The following is a 13,515-nucleotide window of genomic DNA, read 5'->3' as shown; positions in this document are numbered from 1 at the left end:
CTGTACGGCCACGACCGCGTCCGGGGCAGGCGCAACCGGCGTGATGTGCAGCGCTACGGCGGCATGCCGGGGCGCACGGGTGATACCCGGGTCACTGCCGGGGCGCGGTACCGCCGGTCAGTGCTTGGCGGGCAGGAAGCCCACCATGTCGTACGTCCGGGCGAGGGTCTGCGCGGCGACGGCCCGTGCCTTCTCCGCGCCCTTGGCGAGGATCGCGTCGAGCGTCTCCGGGTCGTCCAGGTACTGCTGGGTGCGCTCCCGGAACGGGGACACGAACTCGACCATGACCTCGGCGAGGTCCGTCTTGAGCGCGCCGTAGCCCTTGCCGGCGTACTTCTCCTCCAGCTCGGCGATCTCCGCCCCGGTGAGGGTCGAGTAGATGGAGAGGAGGTTGCTGACGCCCGGCTTGTTCTCCGTGTCGAAGCGGATCACGGTGTCCGTGTCGGTGACCGCGCTCTTGACCTTCTTGGCGGTCGTCTTCGGCTCGTCCAGCAGGTTGATGAGGCCCTTCGGCGTGGACGCCGACTTGCTCATCTTGATCGACGGGTCCTGGAGGTCGTAGATCTTCGCCGTCTCCTTGAGGATGTACGCGGAGGGGACGGTGAAGGTCTCGCCGAAGCGGCCGTTGAAGCGCTCGGCGAGGTCGCGGGTGAGCTCGATGTGCTGGCGCTGGTCCTCGCCGACGGGGACCTCGTTGGCCTGGTAGAGCAGGATGTCCGCGACCTGGAGGACCGGGTACGTGAACAGGCCGACGGAGGCGCGGTCGGCGCCCTGCTTGGCGGACTTGTCCTTGAACTGGGTCATGCGGGAGGCCTCGCCGAAGCCGGTGAGGCAGTTCATGACCCAGGCGAGCTGGGCGTGCTCGGGGACGTGGCTCTGGACGAAGAGCGTGCAGCGGTCCGGGTCGAGTCCGGCGGCCAGCAGCTGGGCGGCGGCGAGCCGGGTGTTGGCGCGCAGGTCCTTCGGGTCCTGCGGGACCGTGATCGCGTGCAGGTCGACGACCATGTAGAACGCGTCATGGGTCTCCTGCAGGGCCACCCACTGGCGGACGGCGCCGAGGTAGTTGCCGAGGTGGAACGAGCCTGCGGTGGGCTGGATTCCGGAGAGCACGCGGGGTCGGTCAGAGGCCATGCCCGACATTCTCTCAGGTTCCGCCGCAGGCTCGTTCCCCCGGTCGGCAGCCGTCAGCCGAGGTCGATCTCCGGGTAGAGCGGGAAGCCCGACACCAGGTCCGTCGCGCGGTGGGAGACCTCGTCGGCGATCTTGGCGTCGAGGACGTGGGCCGCCTTGGACGGGGCGCCCGACTTGGTGGTGCCCGCCTCCGTGGTGGTGAGGACCCGGTCGATCAGGCCCGCGACCTCGTCCATCTCCGCCGTGCCCAGGCCACGGGTGGTCAGGGCCGGGGTGCCGACGCGGATGCCGGAGGTGTACCAGGCGCCGTTCGGGTCGGCCGGGATGGCGTTGCGGTTGGTGACGATGCCGGAGTCGAGGAGGGCGGCCTCGGCCTGGCGGCCGGTGAGGCCGTAGGAGGAGGCGACGTCGATCAGGTTGAGGTGGTTGTCCGTGCCGCCGGTCACCAGGGTGGCGCCGCGGCGCATCAGGCCCTCGGCGAGGGCGCGGGAGTTGTCGACGATGCGCTGGGCGTAGTCCTGGAACGCGGGCTGCCGGGCCTCGGCGAGGGCGACGGCCTTGGCGGCCATGACGTGCGGGAGCGGGCCGCCGAGGACCATCGGGCAGCCCCGGTCGACCTGGTCCTTGAGGGAGTCGTCGCACAGGACCATGCCGCCGCGCGGGCCGCGCAGCGACTTGTGGGTGGTCGTCGTGACGATCTGGGCGTGCGGGACCGGGTCGAAGTCGCCGGTGAGCACCTTGCCCGCGACCAGACCCGCGAAGTGCGCCATGTCGACCATGAGCGTCGCGCCGACCTCGTCGGCGATCTCGCGCATGATCCGGAAGTTCACCAGACGGGGGTACGCGGAGTAGCCGGCGACGATGATCAGCGGCTTGAACTCGCGGGCCGAGGCGCGCAGGGCCTCGTAGTCGATGAGGCCGGTCGCCGGGTCGGTGCCGTAGGAGCGCTGGTCGAACATCTTGCCGGAGATGTTCGGGCGGAAGCCGTGGGTGAGGTGGCCGCCGGCGTCCAGGGACATGCCGAGCATCCGCTGGTTGCCGAAGGCGCGGCGCAGCTCGGCCCAGTCGGCCTCGGTCAGGTCGTTGACCTGGCGGACGCCGGTCTTCTCCAGGAAGGGGAGCTCGACGCGGGCGCCGAGGACGGCCCAGAAGGCGACGAGGTTGGCGTCGATGCCGGAGTGCGGCTGGACGTAGGCGTGGCGGGCGCCGAACAGCTCCTTGGCGTGTTCGGCGGCCAGGGACTCCACGGTGTCGACGTTGCGGCAGCCGGCGTAGAAGCGGCGGCCGATGGTGCCCTCGGCGTACTTGTCGCTGAACCAGTTGCCCATCGCCAGCAGCGTGGCCGGGGAGGCGTAGTTCTCGGAGGCGATCAGCTTGAGCATCTCGCGCTGGTCGGCGACCTCCTGGCCGATGGCGTCCGCGACGCGCGGCTCGACGGCGCGGATCGCTTGCAGCGCGGCTCGGTAGGCGACGGACTCGGGAGTGAGCGACTGCTCCGCGGACATGGGGACCTCCGGACGTAGTGGTCGGCGTTCGGGTCGGCCCAGGCGCACGGCTCTCTTTGCTCGGGCCGCTCCCCGATGGTTGGTCCCATCCCAGCGCGCCAGTCACGGCCCACGGTCAGCGTACCTGGGCCTGTGGAGGGGTGCGGGGAGTGTCCGGGATGCGGGAGCGTCCGCGGGGTTGCCGTTCGTCGCGGGTGCGGGCGCGTCGTGTCCGGTCGCGCCCACGCGGCGGAGCCGCACGTGTCACAGCCCCGTGCCCCTCCGGGGGCGCTCTCCCGCAAGCCCGTTCAAAGGATCACGTGGGGGAGGAACCTCGCGTACTCGTCCGTCACCAGACCCGACGACTCCCGGATCCCCAGGCCCGCCGACTCGTTCTCCACCACCCAGGCGCCCAGGACCACTCGGTTGCCGTCGAAGTCGGGCAGCGGGGCCAGTTCCTGGTAGCAGCAGGCCTCGCTGCGCGGGGGCGCCTCGGTGCCGGGGCGGTGGACCGTGACGCCGGCGCCCTCGCGGCCCAGCAAGGGCTTGGCGACGTAGCCGGTGGTGCGGGCCAGCTCCCGGGGGCCGTCCAGGTAGGCCGGGAGGAGGTTGGGGTGGCCGGGGTACAGCTCCCACAGGATCGCCAGCAGGGCCTTGTTGCTGAGCAGCATCTTCCAGGCGGGCTCGATCCACAGGGTGGTGCCGGTGCCGCCGCCGTTGTCGAGGGTCTCCAGGACGTGGTCGGCGAAGCGGTCGGTGGTGAGCCATTCCCAGGGGTAGAGCTTGAAGATGCTGCGGATGAAGCGGAGCTTGTTGTCGACGAAGCGGCCGGACAGGCGGTCCCAGCCGATCTCCTCCATGGAGATCCAGTCGGTGGCCAGGCCGGCCTGTTCGGCGGTCTCCTTGAGGTAGGCGACCGTCATCAGGTCCTCGCCGAGTTCGTCGTCCGAGGAGTGCGCGAAGTACAGCGGGCTGCCGGGCGGGAGGAGGGCGGCCTGCTTCTTCCAGGCGTCGACCAGGCGCTCGTGCAGGCTGTTCCACTGGTCGGCGCCGGGGAAGCGCTCCTCCATCCAGAACCACTGCGGGGACGCGGCCTCGACGAGGGAGGTCGGGGTGTCCGCGTTGTACTCCAGGAGCTTGGCGGGGCCCGTGCCGTCGTAGCGCAGGTCGAAGCGGGCGTAGACGGAGGGGAGTTCGGCGCGTCGCCGCCAGGACTCGGTGACCGCGCGGACCACCCGGGGGTCGGTGATGCCTAGGTCGGCGAAGCGGTCGGCGGTGACGATGTGCCCGGCCGCCGCCAGGCACATGCGGTGGAGCTCCTCGACGACCTCCTCCAGCGCCTCGACCTCCGGGAGGGAGAAGACGTAGTAGGCGCTCTCGTCCCAGTAGGGGCGCAGGGAGTTGTCGGGGTAGCGGGTCAGGGGGTAGATCAGCCCCTGTTCCTCGACGGTCTGCTGCCAGCCGGGGCGGGGATCCGTGGTGCGGCGTTCCATGGCCGTCCTCAGCCGCCGCCGCTGCCGCTGCCGGAGCAGCCGAATCCGCCGCGGTCGACGGCCTTCTCGCGGCTGAAGGTGCCGTAGTCGGCCCAGCCGTTGCTGACGTCGGCGTCGTAGTACCAGTCGGCGCTGTCCACCCTCGTCGACGAGGCGGTCTTCTTCTTGCCGCCCTTTCCGCCCTTGGCGCCCTTGCTTCCCTTGCTTCCCTTGCCGGACGAGTCGGACGTGCAGTTCTTGTCGGCGACGACCTTGTAGCCGTTGAGGTAGTCGTAGCTGTCGCGGTCCACGCAGCGGCGGTCGGGTTCCGAGCCGCACGCGCTCAGGGCCGCCGCGAGCACTCCCATGCCGCCGAGCAGCACAGTGCTCGACCGCAGCCTTCGCCGGGTCTCCGCCATGTCCGTGTCTCCCCCGTTGTCCGTGGTCCCGTACGACAGTTGGGCCGATCGAGTGTACGGCCGTCGCCGGGGGACTCTACGGCAGCGCACGGCACAGCGCGTCCAGGGCCCCCGCCCAGGCGTGGTCGGGCGGAGTGCCGTAGCCGACGACGAGGGCGTCCAGCGGGGCGACGGCCGCCTCCGGGTGCCGGAAGGTGGACAGCCCGGGGACCTCCAGTCCGTTCCAGGCGGCGGCGCGCACGGTCTGCTGCTCGGTGCCGGGCGGCAGTTGGAGCACGGCGTGCAGCCCGGCGGCGATGCCGGTCACGCGTACCTCGGGCGCGCGCTCGGCGAGGGCGGTGACCAGGGCGTCCCGGCGGCGCCGGTAGCGCAGGCGGGCGGCGCGGACGTGCCGGTCGTAGTCGCCGGAACCGAGGAACTCGGCGAGGGTCAGCTGGTCGAGCACGCCCGGGGTGCGGCCCGCCATGCACTCCATGGCCTCCTCGACGAGGGCCGGCGGCAGCACCAGCCAGCCCAGGCGCAGCCCGGGGGCGAGGGACTTGCTGGCGGTGCCCAGGTAGACGACGCGGTCGGGGTCCAGGCTCTGGAGGGCACCGACGGGCTGGCGGTCGTAGCGGAGCTCGCCGTCGTAGTCGTCCTCGAGGATCAGCCCGCCGGTGCGGCAGGCCCAGTCGATCAGCGCGGTCCGGCGCTCGGGGAGCAGCGGCAGGCCCATCGGGAACTGGTGCGAGGGGGTCAGCAGGACGGCCCGCGCGGCGGCCGGGTCGTCGGGGGGCAGGGTGCCCCGGTCGTCGAAGGGCAGCGGGGGTGTGGCGCCGCCCGAGCGCCGGATCAGCTCGCGGTGGTGGGGCAGGCCGTAGGACTCGACCGCCACCGAGCACGCTCCCCTGCGGCGCAGCAACTCGGTGAGCATGCCGAGTCCGCCCAGGAAGCCGGCGCAGACGACGATCCGGTCGGGGTCGGCGTGCACGCCCCGGACGCGCGAGAGGTAGCCGGCGAGCGCGGTGCGCAGTTCGACGCGGCCGCGCGGGTCGCCGTAGCCGAGGGTCCGGTCGGGGGCGGCGGTCAGGGCGCGGCGGGCCGCCCTCAGCCACCGGATGCGGGGGAACGACGCGAGTTCGGGCGTGCCGGGGACGAGGTCGTAGGCGGGCCGCGCCGGTTCCCGCCGGTGCGGTGCCGGACGGTGGTCGGGGGCGGCGGGCGTCCGGTCGGCGACGCGGGTGCCGGATCCCTGCCGGGCGGCGAGCCAGCCCTCGGCGACCAGGTCGGCGTAGACCTCGGCCACCGTGTTGCGCGCCACGCCCAGGTCGGCGGCGAGCGCGCGCGAGGAGGGCAGCCGGGTGCCGGGGGTCAGCCGGCCGCCGCGGACGGCCTCGCGCAGGGCGTCGCTGAGGCCGCGGCGCAGCCCCGGGCCGGACCGGTCCAGATGCAGGTCGATCCCGAAAGTGGCCCACGATTTCCCCATGGGAATGGACCATACCCGTGGGCTGCCTGGCCTCTAGTCTCGAAGGCATGACGACGAACACGACAGACACCACGACCGCCGCCCCCGACGCCTTCGCCCCCGAGGAGCCCGCCCGGCTGGAGTGGGCCAAGCACGCCCCGGAGGTCTACAAGGCGATGCTGCGGCTGGAGAAGGCCGCCGGCCAGGGGCTGGACCTGAAGCTGAGGGAACTGGTGAAGATCCGCGCCTCCCAGCTCAACCACTGCGCCTTCTGCCTGGACATGCACACCAAGGACGCGCTTGCGGCCGGCGAGAGCGTGGAGCGGATCGTGCAGCTCGCCGCCTGGGAGGAGTCGCGGCACTTCTACACGGAGAAGGAGCTCGCGGCGATCGAGCTGACCGAGGCGGTCACCGTCCTGACCGACGGTTTCGTGCCGGACGAGGTGTACGAGAAGGCCGCCCGGTTCTTCGACGAGCCCGAGCTGGCGCAGCTGATCGCCGCCATCACGGTGATCAACGCCTGGAACCGGTTCGGTGTGACGTGCCGGCTGACGCCGGGCCACTACACGCCGGGACAGCACGCGTGAGCGCGCGCACCAGGCTCCTGTCGGACGGCGTCCGGTCCGCGCTGCGGGCCCTGGGCGCCGCGGCCAAGCAGGGCCTGGGCGACCCGGGCCTCGCGGAGCTGGTGCAGATCCGCGCCTCGCAGCTCAACCACTGCGCCTTCTGCCTGGACATGCATCTCGGCATCGCGCGCGAGCAGGGGGTGGGTGAGCGGCAGCTCGATCTGCTGGACGCCTGGGAGGAGGCCGGGGAGGTCTTCGACGGGCGGGAGCGGGCGGCGCTGGCGCTCACCGAGGCGGTCACCGTCCTGACCGACGGTTTCGTGCCGGACGAGGTGTACGAGGAGGCCGCCCGGCACTTCGAGGCCGACGAGCTGGCCCACCTGATCGCGCTGGTCACCACCATCAACAGCTGGAACCGGCTGATGGTCACCCGGCGCATCCCCCCGGGGAGCACCGCGTGGTGACCGGGGCCGAGCGGTTCCGCGCCCTGCACCACGACCGTGCCCCGGGCGACCCTCTCGTCCTGCCGGGCCCGTGGGACGCGGCGAGCGCCCGGGTGTTCGCGGCGGCCGGTTTCCCGGCGCTCGCGACGCCCAGCGCCGGGGTGGCGGCCTCGCTGGGCTACGAGGACGGGGCCACCCCGGCCGACGAGATGTTCGCGGCGGTCGCGCGGATCGTGCGGGCCGTGGACGTACCGGTGTCCGCGGACGTCGAGGACGGATACGGGCTGGCGCCGAAGGAGCTGGTGGAGCGGCTGCTGGAGGCGGGCGCCGTGGGCTGCAACCTGGAGGACTCCACGGACGGGGTGCTGAAGGACCCGCGCGAGCACGCCGAGTGGCTGGCCGAGGTGCGGGCGGCGGCCGGGGACCGGCTGTTCGTCAACGCCCGGGTCGACACCTTCGTCAGGGGCGTCGACGACCCGGAGGCAGCCGTCGAGCGGGCCGCTCGGTACGTCGCCGCGGGCGCCGACTGCGTGTACCCGATCTTCGCCCCGGCCGGCGTACTGCCGCTGCTGCGGGCCGGGATCCCGGGGCCGCTCAACGTGCACGCACGGCCCGGGGAAGGCCCCTCACCCGCCGAACTCGGCGGACTCGGGGCCACCCGGGTCACCTTCGGGCCGGGTCTCCAGCGGCACGCGGAGCGGGCGGTGCGGGAGATCGCGGCACGGCTGGCGGAGTGAGGGTCGGGGCGGCCACGCCTTCCCCACGGACCGGTGGCTGTCCACCCGCTTTCCGCAGCGGGGATCAGCCGGCGAACCAGCGGACGGGCTTCGGTGCGAGGTTCTGGTAAACGTGCTTGCTCTCGCGGTACTCGGCAAGCCCCGCGGGGCCCAGTTCGCGGCCGACGCCGCTCTTGCCGAAGCCGCCCCACTCGGCCTGCGGCAGGTAGGGGTGGAAGTCGTTGATCCAGACGGTGCCGTGGCGCAGCCGGCCGGCGACCCGGCGGGCGCGGCCCGCGTCGGCGGTCCAGACGGCGCCGGCGAGCCCGTACTCGGTGTCGTTGGCGAGGTCGACGGCCTCGTCCTCGGTGCGGAAGGTCTCGACGGTGAGCACCGGCCCGAAGACCTCCTCCCGTACGACCCTCATCTCGCGGTGGCACTGGTCGAGGACGGTCGGCTCGTAGAAGTAGCCGTTCTCCGGCCGTTCGGGGGACGGCTCGGGGCGCCTGCCGCCGCAGCGCAGTACGGCGCCCTCGGCGAGGGCGGAGGCCACGTGGTCCTCGGTCCTGGCGCGCTGCTGCTCGGAGACGAGCGGGCCGCACTCGACGCCGTCCTCGGTGCCGCGGCCGAGGCGGATCCTGCCGGCACGGCGGGCGAGTTCGGCGACGAAGCGTTCGCGGACCGACTCCTCGACGATGAGCCGGCCGCCCGCCGAGCAGACCTGGCCGCTGTGGATGAAGGCGGCGTTGAGGGCCTGGTCGACGGCGGTGTCGAAGCCCTCCTCGGTCGCGCAGGCGTCGGCGAAGACGACGTTGGGGTTCTTGCCGCCGAGTTCGAGGGCGACCTTCTTGACGGTGGCGGCGGCGGCCCGCGCGACCTTGGTGCCGCTGATCAGGCCGCCGGTGAAGGAGACCAGGTCGACGTCGGGATGCTCGGCGAGCCGGGCGCCGACGGTGTGTCCGGGCCCGGTGACGATGTTCGCGACGCCGGTGGGGAGGCCGGCCTCGACCAGCAGGTCGATCAGGGCGACGGTGGTGAGCGGCGTGATCTCGCTGGGCTTGACCACGAAGGTGTTGCCGGCGGCGAGCGCCGGTGCGATCTTCCAACTGGCCTGGAGCAGCGGGTAGTTCCAGGGCGTGATCAGCGCGCAGACGCCGACCGGCTCGTGCACGACGACGCTGTGGACGTCGGGCGAGCCCGCGTCGACGACCCGGCCGGGGGCCTCGCCGGCGACCAGGTCCGCGAAGTAGCGGAAGGCGTCGGCGACACAGTCGATGTCGGCCCGCCCCTCCGCCACGGTCTTGCCCGCGTCGCGGCTCTCCAGCAGACCCAGCTTCTCGCGGTCGCGCACGAGGAGACCGGCGACGCGGCGCAGCAGGGCGGCGCGTTCGGCGACCGGGGTGTGCGGCCACTCGCCCGCGTCGAAGGCGCGCCGGGCGGCGGCCACCGCGAGGTCGGCGTCCTTCTCGTCGCCCTCCGCGACCACGGCGAACGGCAGGGCGTCCGCGGGATCGAGGATCTCGCGGGTGGCGCCGGAGGACGCTTCCCGCCACTCACCTCCCGCGCGAATGGTCCGGTGCGCCCGTTCTGCCTGCGTTTCGGTTCGGTTCGCCATGATCGGTGATGCCTTCCGTTCCTGATCAACGCCCCTGCGTCACACGCGTGTCACTCTCGGGGACCGGGAGCCCCTGCCCCACGGCCCGGCATGCATGCCGGATCGGCGGCCGAACGTGCGGCGCATCACTGAGAAAAGGAAGGAAAGGGGCGAAGCAGATGGGGAAGCGGGTCCGAAGGGGCGGAACACGTACGGGCCTCGTTCCGGTCGCGACCGGAACGAGGCCCGTACGGGGCCGTTGGCGGACGGCCCCGGAAAAAGCGGGTGGGCTCAGATGAGGCCGAGACCGCGGACCGCCTCGCGCTCCTCCGACAGCTCCTTGACGGAGGCGTCGATGCGGGCGCGGGAGAACTCGTTGATGTCCAGGCCCTGGACGATCTCGTACTTGCCGTCCTTGGTGGTGACCGGGAAGGAGGAGATCAGGCCCTCCGGGACGCCGTAGGAGCCGTCGGACGGGATGCCCATGGAGGTCCAGTCGCCCTCGGCGGTGCCGTTGACCCACGTGTACACGTGGTCGATGGCCGCGTTGGCGGCGGAGGCGGCCGAGGACGCGCCGCGGGCCTCGATGATGGCCGCGCCGCGCTTGGCGACGGTCGGGATGAACTCGTCGGCCAGCCACTTCTCGTCGCCCACGACCTCGGCGGCGTTCTTGCCGGCGACCGTGGCGTGGAAGATGTCCGGGTACTGGGTGGCGGAGTGGTTGCCCCAGATGGTCAGGCGCTTGATGTCGGCGACCGTCGAGCCCGTCTTCTTCGCGAGCTGGGTCAGCGCGCGGTTGTGGTCCAGGCGGGTCATCGCGGTGAAGCGCTCGGCCGGTACGTCCGGGGCGGCGGCCTGGGCGATCAGGGCGTTGGTGTTGGCCGGGTTGCCGACGACGAGGACCTTGATGTCGTCCGCGGCGTGGTCGTTGATGGCCTTGCCCTGCGGCTTGAAGATGCCGCCGTTGGCCTCGAGGAGGTCGCCGCGCTCCATGCCCTTGGTGCGCGGGCGGGCGCCCACGAGGAGGGCGACGTTGGCACCGTCGAAGGCCACGTTCGGGTCGTCGGTGATCTCGATGCCCTGCAGGAGCGGGAACGCGCAGTCGTCCAGCTCCATCGCGGTGCCCTCTGCGGCCTTGAGCGCCGGGGTGATCTCCAGAAGGCGCAGCTTGACCGGCACGTCCGCGCCGAGCAGCTGGCCGGAGGCGATGCGGAAGAGCAGGGCGTAACCGATCTGGCCGGCCGCGCCGGTGACGGTGACGTTCACGGGAGTGCGGGTCATGGCGTTCTCCGTATGACAGCTGGCGGTGGGGCGTCCCTGCCCCGGACGTTTGATCGATCTCTTGGCGTCAAGAGATCCATCCAGCGGTCAGGCTATCGCGCCCGCGGTGCCGGGGACGTCCGGGTCGGTGTGGCCCGGCCCACAGGGCCACCGCCCGGGTCACCCGTGCGAACGTACGGGGCATGAGGCGACGAGGGCGTCAAGCGCACAAGAGGCGGCCGCCAGTCCGGGAGAGGGGGGGACGAAGCGGCCGCCGGTCGGGGATACCGTTGCCGGACTCCCGTGGGGGGACACTTTTCGGGTGCCCGTGACGCGGCGAGCCATGCGTGTCCCGGACGGTTTTTTCTCCCGGGTGGCCGCGCTCCCCCTGTCCCGCTCGTCCCCGCTCAGCCTGCTCCGCCCCGCCGAGTCTCGCGGTTACTCCGTGCAGCTACTCCGTGCAGCCCTTCCGGCCCGACGACAGCGTCACGCACGCCTTCGCCTCGGCACCGGACTTCACCGCCACCATCGGGGTGTACGCGACGGTGTCGCCGGCCGCGGTGATCGCACCCGTCTGCTCGTTCCTGCCGTCCGCGCTCACCCGGACCTCGTCGCCCTGCGCGGCCTGGGTGACGCGGGCCCACGCGGCGCCGCAGGTCTTGCTGTAGCGCACCTCGACGGCGGCCGTGCCGACGGTGGCGGTCGCGGCGGTGGTCACCAGGTCGCCGCCGCAGCCCATGACCTCCGGGTCCTTGCCGGTGCACAGGTCGCCGCCGCACTTCACTCCGGGCGGCAGCTCCGGATTGCTGCTCACGGTGGGCGAGGGGGACGGCTTGGTGCCCTCGTTCTTCTCGCCACCGCCGTCGTCCAGGAGGAAGAAGGCGCCCGCGACCACCACGAGCACGCCGACGACCCCCGCGACGAACGTCGTCATCCGCTTGCTGCCGCCCCCGGAGGAGCGGCGCCGCCCGGAGGAGCCGCCACGCGGGGGCTCGCCGTACGTGTCCGAGGGCTCGGGGCCGCCCAGCGCGACGGCCGGCATCGGCGCGGTTCCCGCGGCGCCCCCGGTGCCGGTCGCGGGCCGCGCGGCGCGCCCACCGGTCGGGGCCGGCCCCCGGTATCCGGCGAGCCCCCACGAGTTGCCGTCGGACGGCCCGCCGGAGGACGTGCCGTACGGGGTGCCGGGGGACGTGCCGGAAGGTGCGCCGGAGGACGTGCCGGAAGGTGCGCCGGACGTGCCACCGCCCCGTACGGCTCCCATGGCGGAGTCGGGGCTGTCGGTGGCCGTCGGCTGTGCGGGGACCGTCGGCGGCGGCAACGTGGGTGACACGCCGGCCGGCCCGGCGATCCCGGGTGTCGCGCCCGCGCTGTGGCGGCCGGCCCGGCTCCCCCGGCCGCTCCTGCCGCCACTGTCGGACTTTGCCGCGGGCGTGCCCAACTCGCCGAGCGCGGCGCGCGCCTGGGAGATCCGAATGGCCTCCATGGTCATGTCATGGCGCATCTCCGAGCGGCTCCAGGCACGCTCGGCCAGCTCCCACATGGTCGTCAGATGGACGGGGTTGGTGCCCGTCACCTCGGCCAGGGCCACGACGGCACCCTTGGGCGCCAGCAGCCGGCCGTTCAGATAGCGCTCCCAGGACGTCTTGCTGTAGCCCGTGGCGTCGGCCACCGAGGCGATACTGAGCTCGCCGCGGTCCACGAGTCTGCGCAGCTGACTGGTGAACTCTCTGATCTGCGGATCGAGTTCATCCGGCAAGGCCTTCCAACGAGGCATTGCTTCCCCCCTCTTCCCCCCGGTGACGTGCTGTTCGTTCCCCCCGCTCGGTCCTCGCGCGCGGCGGCCGCCCGGAGTCCCCGTTCTGGCTACCCACAGGGATGCGCCCGGTCAGGATCTCAGTTCCCGGGGTGGGGGCGCACAGGAGCACAGAGGTCGAGAACGTGCACCGTCGCACGCCCACCGACCCGTGGTCCAGTCTCCCATCGGCGCTCCCGTGCATCGAACGGAGCCCCTGTCCGTAGTACGGAATCCCCCCGGCCGTTGTTCAGGTCGCCCGCGGCCGTCCCGATTGGCCACGCTAGCCCCGCTGTTGAGCGACTTGGCGGCAAATCCGCAAACTTGTCGGCACTTCGTCACACGGACCGCACATGTCCGATCACGCAGGGCACACGGCTCCCGCCTTTCACACAAGGCGGCGTCACAGGCCGCGTAACGGAGTAGCGGAACGGTCACTTCCGTGCCACAGCGCCCTGTCAGGCGTTGATCAGGCGGTTCCGCGTGCAGGAGTGTTGGTCCCGGCGGCGGCCCGTCCTTCCACGGGGGTGAGGACGGGCCGCCGCACGCGGGCCGGTACCGGTCGGCCTACTCGACCTACTCGACCGTGAAGTGCAGGGCGTCCTTCAGGAACGGGATCTGCAGCACCGGGTCGGGCTGGGTCATCAACGCCAGCAGGGCGATGGCGAGGCCGAGGACGCCGTAGGTGGTGATGTCCGTGAAGCGCGAGCGCACGGCGAGCATGCCGACGTCGGGCAGTACCCAGCGCAGGGCGGCTCCCACCAGCAGGGCGGCGCCGACCAGCAGCGTCCCCCAGCGGAACACGTCCAGCGCGGTCAGCAGCAGGCCGAACCCGACCAGGAACACCACGGTGAGCACCGGCCACTGCCGCGCGGGCGCCGGTGCGTCGCCGGGCGCGGCCCGGCCACTGCCCTCGGGGCGCGCGGTGTCGCGGGTGAAGAGCGGGAACCGGCGGGTGACACGCCGCGGTCCGCCCTCGGCGTCGGGCGCGCTGACGGGGTCCCGGACGGTGACGTCCTCGGGGTGCCCGGCGCCCTCCTCGGCGCCCTGCGCCCCTTGGGTCGCCCGGGCGCCCTCGGCCCGCTCGGCCCGCCGGGCGCCCTCAGCCTGCTCGGCCCCCTCGGCCCCCTTGGATCCCCGAACGCCCGCAGGCACCCGGTTCCCGTCGGAACCCTCAGGCCTCACATCAGGCTC

12 protein-coding genes and 1 riboswitch are annotated in these 13,515 nt (G+C 72.6%); of the genes, 3 read left to right on the top strand and 9 right to left on the bottom strand.

Annotation, left to right across the window (positions count from 1 at the left end; all coding sequences use genetic code 11):
- Window positions 1–117: 117 nt before the first annotated feature.
- The 5 genes from trpS to pdxR all read right to left on the bottom strand — a co-directional run bounded on the left by trpS (window position 118) and on the right by pdxR (window position 5,971).
- Complete coding sequence (trpS, locus tag RM812_RS08585) at window positions 118–1,131, bottom strand: tryptophan--tRNA ligase (protein WP_311571792.1); 1,014 nt, start codon at window positions 1,129–1,131, stop codon at window positions 118–120.
- Window positions 1,132–1,184: 53 nt separating this feature from the next.
- Complete coding sequence (locus tag RM812_RS08580) at window positions 1,185–2,636, bottom strand: glycine hydroxymethyltransferase (RefSeq protein ID WP_311571791.1); 1,452 nt, start codon at window positions 2,634–2,636, stop codon at window positions 1,185–1,187.
- A 29-nt stretch (window positions 2,637–2,665) separates the two neighbouring features.
- Window positions 2,666–2,752: riboswitch (ZMP/ZTP riboswitch) on the bottom strand.
- 171 nt (window positions 2,753–2,923) lie between these two features.
- Window positions 2,924–4,108 carry a glutathionylspermidine synthase family protein gene (locus tag RM812_RS08575; RefSeq protein ID WP_311571790.1) on the bottom strand — a complete coding sequence of 395 codons (1,185 nt, stop codon included), beginning with the start codon at window positions 4,106–4,108 and terminating at the stop codon, window positions 2,924–2,926.
- Window positions 4,109–4,116: 8 nt separating this feature from the next.
- Window positions 4,117–4,506: a hypothetical protein gene (locus RM812_RS08570; RefSeq protein WP_311571789.1), complete on the bottom strand. Its 390-nt coding sequence runs from the start codon at window positions 4,504–4,506 to the stop codon at window positions 4,117–4,119.
- Window positions 4,507–4,582: 76 nt separating this feature from the next.
- A complete protein-coding gene (gene pdxR, locus RM812_RS08565; RefSeq protein ID WP_311571788.1) occupies window positions 4,583–5,971 on the bottom strand; it encodes a MocR-like pyridoxine biosynthesis transcription factor PdxR in 1,389 nt (462 codons plus the stop codon).
- Between the two features lie 47 nt (window positions 5,972–6,018).
- Here pdxR and RM812_RS08560 point away from each other — a divergent pair, with 47 nt between their 5' ends.
- The 3 genes from RM812_RS08560 to RM812_RS08550 are packed head-to-tail and all read left to right on the top strand — an operon-like array spanning window position 6,019 to window position 7,696.
- Window positions 6,019–6,537: a carboxymuconolactone decarboxylase family protein gene (locus RM812_RS08560; protein WP_311571787.1), complete on the top strand. Its 519-nt coding sequence runs from the start codon at window positions 6,019–6,021 to the stop codon at window positions 6,535–6,537.
- On the top strand, window positions 6,534–6,980 hold the full coding sequence (locus RM812_RS08555) for a carboxymuconolactone decarboxylase family protein (protein ID WP_311571786.1): 447 nt from the start codon (window positions 6,534–6,536) through the stop codon (window positions 6,978–6,980). The genes RM812_RS08560 and RM812_RS08555 overlap by 4 nt, the downstream gene beginning before the upstream one ends.
- The gene (locus RM812_RS08550) at window positions 6,977–7,696 is read left to right on the top strand and encodes an isocitrate lyase/PEP mutase family protein (RefSeq protein ID WP_311571866.1); all 720 of its coding nucleotides are present in this window, start codon (window positions 6,977–6,979) and stop codon (window positions 7,694–7,696) included. The genes RM812_RS08555 and RM812_RS08550 overlap by 4 nt, the downstream gene beginning before the upstream one ends.
- Before the next feature lie 64 nt (window positions 7,697–7,760).
- Here the strand turns inward: RM812_RS08550 and RM812_RS08545 are convergent, their stop codons facing one another.
- From RM812_RS08545 to RM812_RS08530, 4 genes are all read right to left on the bottom strand, one after another.
- On the bottom strand, window positions 7,761–9,290 hold the full coding sequence (locus tag RM812_RS08545) for an aldehyde dehydrogenase family protein (RefSeq protein WP_311571785.1): 1,530 nt from the start codon (window positions 9,288–9,290) through the stop codon (window positions 7,761–7,763).
- Window positions 9,291–9,560: 270 nt separating this feature from the next.
- Window positions 9,561–10,550, bottom strand: a complete 990-nt coding sequence (locus tag RM812_RS08540; protein WP_311571784.1) for a malate dehydrogenase — start codon at window positions 10,548–10,550, stop codon at window positions 9,561–9,563.
- Between the two features lie 430 nt (window positions 10,551–10,980).
- A complete protein-coding gene (locus tag RM812_RS08535) occupies window positions 10,981–12,303 on the bottom strand; it encodes a helix-turn-helix domain-containing protein (RefSeq protein WP_311571783.1) in 1,323 nt (440 codons plus the stop codon).
- 594 nt (window positions 12,304–12,897) lie between these two features.
- Entirely contained in the window at window positions 12,898–13,476 is a 579-nt protein-coding gene (locus RM812_RS08530) for a DUF3017 domain-containing protein (RefSeq protein ID WP_311571782.1), read from the bottom strand.
- Between the last annotated feature and the right edge of the window lie 39 nt (window positions 13,477–13,515).

The sequence above is a fragment of the Streptomyces lancefieldiae genome (assembly GCF_031845825.1).
Taxonomy (GTDB): Bacteria; Actinomycetota; Actinomycetes; order Streptomycetales; family Streptomycetaceae; genus Streptomyces; species Streptomyces lancefieldiae.
This window is presented reverse-complemented; position numbering and strand designations above follow the sequence as displayed.

Coding starts and splice junctions, on each gene's coding strand:
- RM812_RS08535 (WP_311571783.1), bottom strand. CDS start 12,303: ATGCCTCGTTGGAAGGCCTTGCCGGATGAACTCGATCCGCAGATCAGA.
- RM812_RS08540 (WP_311571784.1), bottom strand. CDS start 10,550: ATGACCCGCACTCCCGTGAACGTCACCGTCACCGGCGCGGCCGGCCAG.
- RM812_RS08575 (WP_311571790.1), bottom strand. CDS start 4,108: ATGGAACGCCGCACCACGGATCCCCGCCCCGGCTGGCAGCAGACCGTC.
- pdxR (WP_311571788.1), bottom strand. CDS start 5,971: ATGGGGAAATCGTGGGCCACTTTCGGGATCGACCTGCATCTGGACCGG.
- RM812_RS08545 (WP_311571785.1), bottom strand. CDS start 9,290: ATGGCGAACCGAACCGAAACGCAGGCAGAACGGGCGCACCGGACCATT.
- trpS (WP_311571792.1), bottom strand. CDS start 1,131: ATGGCCTCTGACCGACCCCGCGTGCTCTCCGGAATCCAGCCCACCGCA.
- RM812_RS08570 (WP_311571789.1), bottom strand. CDS start 4,506: ATGGCGGAGACCCGGCGAAGGCTGCGGTCGAGCACTGTGCTGCTCGGC.
- RM812_RS08580 (WP_311571791.1), bottom strand. CDS start 2,636: ATGTCCGCGGAGCAGTCGCTCACTCCCGAGTCCGTCGCCTACCGAGCC.
- RM812_RS08560 (WP_311571787.1), top strand. CDS start 6,019: ATGACGACGAACACGACAGACACCACGACCGCCGCCCCCGACGCCTTC.